Annotated in this window: 3 protein-coding genes and 1 pseudogene; 1 reads left to right on the top strand and 3 read right to left on the bottom strand. The window is 72.1% G+C overall.

Going from position 1 to position 3,496, the window contains the following annotated elements:
- Nucleotides 1–786: LpqN/LpqT family lipoprotein (locus Q2100_RS30370; protein ID WP_302917004.1), on the top strand; the 786-nt coding region annotated here is incomplete at its 5' end.
- Between the two features lie 11 nt (nucleotides 787–797).
- On the opposite strand, the gene purH is transcribed toward Q2100_RS30370, so the two are convergent.
- The 3 genes and pseudogenes from purH to Q2100_RS30355 form a co-directional block, all read right to left on the bottom strand.
- Nucleotides 798–2,363, bottom strand: coding sequence for a bifunctional phosphoribosylaminoimidazolecarboxamide formyltransferase/IMP cyclohydrolase (gene purH, locus Q2100_RS30365; protein ID WP_302917003.1), 1,566 nt, complete (start codon nucleotides 2,361–2,363; stop codon nucleotides 798–800).
- Nucleotides 2,360–2,989, bottom strand: a complete 630-nt coding sequence (gene purN / locus Q2100_RS30360; protein ID WP_302917002.1) for a phosphoribosylglycinamide formyltransferase — start codon at nucleotides 2,987–2,989, stop codon at nucleotides 2,360–2,362. The genes purH and purN overlap by 4 nt, the downstream gene beginning before the upstream one ends.
- A 10-nt stretch (nucleotides 2,990–2,999) precedes the next feature.
- A pseudogene (locus Q2100_RS30355) lies at nucleotides 3,000–3,496 on the bottom strand (DUF6350 family protein); the annotation flags it as partial.

Here is a 3,496-nt window from a genome sequence, read left to right as displayed (position 1 = left end):
CCGTGGACGCCGCCGCGAGACGAACCGTCGCGCGCGGCCGGATTCGGCGCGCCGCCGCCGCGTCCGAAGGCGCCGGGGAAGCGACGCCCGCTGCTGATCGCCGGCGGCATCGTCGCCGTGCTGATCCTCATCGGCGCGGGCATCTTCGGCTTGACCCGTCTCGGCGGCTCGGACCCGGCGCCCTCGCCGCCGCCCACCGCATCCGACGACACCTCGACGACCACCACCACCCGCACGTCCACCACGGAGCCGTCGGCGCCGTCGAACGCCCGGGCCTTCACCATCGCCGACTACATCCGGGAGAACCGGATCGACGAGACGAACATCCAGCGCACCACGCCGGGCGCCCCGGTGATCACCATGCCGATCCCGCCCGGCTGGTCCGACGCGGGTCCCCGCAGGCCGGCATGGGCGTACTCGGCGATCATCCGCGAGACGCCGGGCAACCCGGAGCCGCCGACGGTCACGCTGCTGGTGTCCAAGCTCGAGGGCGACGTCGACGCGCAGCGACTGCTCGAGTACGCGCCCAACGAGCTGAAGAACCTGCCGGGCTACGAGTCCGGCGGCGGCCGCAAGGGACAGCTCGACGGACTGGACTCGGTCCACGTGCGCGGCACGTTCCTGCGCGACGGGTTGCGGCGCGACATCGCGCAGACCACGGCCCTGGTGCCGTCGCCGAACGGCCTCTTCGTGCTGCAGATCAACGCCGACGTCGCCGAACCGCAGCGGCAGGTGCTCGACGAGGTGATGGGCGCCATCGACACCCAGACCAAGATCAGCCGCTAGGCACGCCGCGCTCAGTGCGCGAAGTGCCGGGACCCGGTCAGGTACAGCGTGACGCCCGCCTTCGCCGCGGCCTCGGTGACGACGTCGTCGCGCACCGACCCGCCCGGATGCACCACGGCCGTCACCCCGCCCTCGGCCAGGGTCTCCAGCCCGTCGGGGAACGGGAAGAACGCATCGGAGGCGGCCACCGCGCCGCGCACCCGATCGCCGCCGCGCTGCACGGCGAGCTTCGCCGCATCGACCCGGTTGACCTGGCCCATGCCGACACCGACGGTGGCCCCGTCGGATGCGACCACGATCGCGTTGGACTTGACCGCGCGGCAGGCCCGCCAAGCGAACACGAGGTCGGTCAGCGTGTCCGGGCCCGCGGGTTCCCCGGTGGCCAGCGTCCAGTTCGCCGGATCGTCGCCTGCAGCGTCGAGCGCGTCGCGCTGCTGCACCAGCAGTCCCCCGCTGATCTGGCGGAACTCGTTGCCGCCGGGCTGCGGTTCGGACGCGACGAGGATGCGGATGTTCTTCTTGCGCTGCAGGATCTCGACCGCGCCGGGCTCGTAGGCCGGCGCGATGATCACCTCGGTGAAGATGTCGGCGACGGTCTCGGCCATCTCGACGCTCACCGTGGTGTTCGTCGCGATCACGCCGCCGAACGCCGACAGCGGGTCACACTCGTGGGCCTTGCGGTGGGCGTCGGCGACCGACGTCGACGAGATCGCGATGCCGCAAGGGTTGGCGTGCTTGATGATCGCCACGCAGATCTGCTCGTGGTCGAACGCCGCGCGCCACGCCGCGTCGGCGTCGGTGTAGTTGTTGTAGGACATCTCCTTGCCGTGCAACTGCTCGGCCTGCGCGAGCCCCGGCCACGCCGCCGCGTCGCGGTACAGCGCCGCCTGCTGATGCGGGTTCTCGCCGTAGCGCAGCACCGCGGTGCGCTGCCACGTGCCGCCCACCCAGGCCGGCAGCCGCTGTGCAGGCTCCTCGGGCGCCAGCGTCGATCCCATCCACGACGCCACCGCGACGTCGTACTCCGCGGTGTGCCGGAAAGCCAACGAGGCCAGAATCTTCCGCTCGGCGAGCGTGAATCCGCCTGCACGCACCGCGGCCAGCACACCGTCGTAGCCGAGCGGGTCGACCGCGACCGCCACGCTGGGATGGTTCTTCGCGGCGGCGCGCACCATCGACGGGCCGCCGATGTCGATCTGCTCGACACACTCGTCCATCGACGCGCCAGAGTCGACGGTCTCGCTGAAGGGGTAGAGGTTCACCACCACCAGGTCGAACGCCTCGATGCCGAGCTTCTCCAGGGCCGAGACGTGTTCGGGTTTGCGGGTGTCGGCCAGCAGTCCGGCGTGCACGTGCGGATGCAGGGTCTTGACCCGGCCGTCGAGCACCTCCGGGAATCCGGTGACGTCCTCCACCGGAGTCACCGGAACCCCGTTGTCGGCAATGGTTCTGGCGGTCGACCCGGTGGAGACGATGGCCACGCCGGCCTCGTGCAGGCCCCGCGCGAGCTCGCCGAGCCCGCTCTTGTCGTAGACACTGATCAGCGCGCGCCGAATCGGCCTGCGTCCCTCGGTCATCCTATGGTCGCCTTTCGTCCGCTCCAGGTCACGCCGCGAGTCGCCAACGCGGCCAACACATCCACCAGCAGCCGTCGCTCGACTGTCTTGATCCGTTCGTGCAGCGTGGCCTCGTCGTCGCCGTCGAGCACCGCGACGGGCTCCTGGGCGAGGATCGGCCCGGTGTCCATTCCGGCGTCGACGAGGTGCACCGTGCAGCCGGTGACCCGGACACCGTAGGCCAGCGATTCGGGTACGGCGTGCGCCCCGGGGAACGCGGGCAGCAGCGCCGGGTGCGTGTTGACCACGCGGCCGGGGAACCGGCCGAGGAACTGCGCACCCAGGATCTTCATGAACCCGGCCGACACCACCAGATCGGGCTGGTGCGCGGCGGTGGCGTCGGTGATCGCGGTGTCCCAGGCGTCCCGGTCGGGGTGGTCGCCGAGACGCACGGTGTACGACGGCACCCCGGCCTCGGCCGCGATGTCGAGCGCCGCGCACGCGCGGTCCGTGCCGACGGCGACCACGCGGGCGGGATAGTCGCCCGACGCGGCGTCGAGGAGCGAGGCGAGCAGCGACCCGGTGCCGGAGGCGAGTACGACCAGCCGCGCAGGTGCACTCGGGGGCACACGTAGCGGTTGCTGCACCCGCAGCAGCCTAGTCGGCGGGTCTGCGCGACGGATCGCGGGACGCATCCTCGTCGCCGGTCAGGTCGTCATCGGTGATGAAGTGGTCTTCCGGGTCGACGGGTTCTCCGGGTTCCGCGGCGGCGGGCTCATCGCCCACCGGCCCACCGGGCTCGGGCGGCGGCTCGGGTTCGGCCTCGGTGTCGGGTTCCGGGCCGGGCACCGGGTCGGCGTCTGCTTCCGTCTCGGGCGCGGGTTCATCCACCGCGGCCGCTTCGTCCGCAGGCGTGGGCTTCGGAAGCTTCGCCGGCCTCGGGCGGCGCGCGATGCCTCCGGCCATCGACACCGTCAGTCCGCCGATACCGACGAACCACAGGAACACCGCGGGGCCGAAGGTGGCCTGGTCGACGCCGACGTCGCCGAAGTTGCCGAGCCGTCCCCCGCCGGCGTGGCCGAGCAGCGCCATGGTCACCGCCGCCGCGAACGAGGCGACCACCAGCTTCGCCGCCGCGGAGGCCAGCGGCACCG

Source organism: Mycolicibacterium arseniciresistens, from assembly GCF_030519285.1.
GTDB lineage: Bacteria > Actinomycetota > Actinomycetes > Mycobacteriales > Mycobacteriaceae > Mycobacterium > Mycobacterium arseniciresistens.
The sequence above is the reverse complement of the archived record's forward strand: the minus strand, read 5'-3'. Positions and strand labels throughout refer to the sequence as shown.

Excerpts from the sequence above, each read along its gene's own strand:
- purH (WP_302917003.1), bottom strand. The coding sequence starts at position 2,363 with ATGACCGAGGGACGCAGGCCGATTCGGCGCGCGCTGATCAGTGTCTAC.